We start from the raw sequence: 963 nt of genomic DNA, 5'->3' as shown, positions 1-963 counted from the left end.
TTCCTCGGCATCTTCATCGGCGCCATCACCTTCACCGGCTCGGTCATCGCCTTTGGCAAGCTGGCGGGCAAGGTCACCTCGGCTGCCACCAAGCTGCCGGGCGGCCATATGCTGAACGCGGGCGCGGCGGGCCTCTCCTTCCTCTGCCTGATCTGGTACTTCAACTCGGGCGGCTTCCTGCCACTGTTCCTGATGACCCTGGCGGCGCTGTTCATCGGCTACCACCTGATCATGGGCATCGGCGGCGCCGACATGCCGGTGGTGGTCTCGATGCTGAACAGCTACTCCGGCTGGGCCGCGGCGGCGATCGGCTTCTCGCTTGGCAACGACCTGCTGATCGTGGTCGGCGCGCTGGTGGGCTCCTCCGGTGCGATCCTCTCCTACATCATGTGCAAGGCGATGAACCGCTCCTTCGTCAGCGTGATCCTGGGCGGCTTCGGCGGCACCACCGGTCCGGCGATGGAAGTGGAGGGCGAGCAGATCGCCATAGACGCCGACGGCGTGGCCACAGCCCTGGACGAAGCGGACAGCGTCATCATCATCCCCGGCTACGGCATGGCGGTGGCCCAGGCGCAGCAGAACGTGGCTGAGCTGACCCGCCGCCTGCGCGCCAAGGGCAAAGAGGTGCGCTTTGCGATCCACCCGGTTGCAGGCCGCCTGCCGGGCCACATGAACGTGCTGCTGGCCGAGGCCAAAGTGCCCTACGACATCGTCTTGGAAATGGACGAGATCAACGAGGACTTCCCGGACACCGACGTGGCCATCGTCATCGGCTCCAACGACATCGTCAACCCGGCCGCCCAGGAAGACCCCAACTCGCCGATCGCGGGCATGCCGGTCTTGGAATGCTGGAAGGCGAAACAGGTGTTTGTCTCCAAGCGCGGCCAGGGCACCGGCTACTCCGGCATCGAGAACCCCCTGTTCTTCAAGGAAAACACCCGCATGTTCTATGGCGATGCAAAG

At 64.9% G+C, this 963-nt stretch carries 1 protein-coding gene; it reads left to right on the top strand.

Going from position 1 to position 963, the window contains the following annotated elements:
* Positions 1-963, top strand: a 963-nt coding sequence (locus tag RA25_RS21935; protein ID WP_039175035.1) for an NAD(P)(+) transhydrogenase (Re/Si-specific) subunit beta, incomplete at both ends; no start/stop codon positions are given.

Origin of the sequence: Leisingera sp. ANG-S5 (assembly GCF_000813925.1) — a bacterium.
Lineage (GTDB): Bacteria > Pseudomonadota > Alphaproteobacteria > Rhodobacterales > Rhodobacteraceae > Leisingera.
The sequence above is the reverse complement of the archived record's forward strand: the minus strand, read 5'-3'. Positions and strand labels throughout refer to the sequence as shown.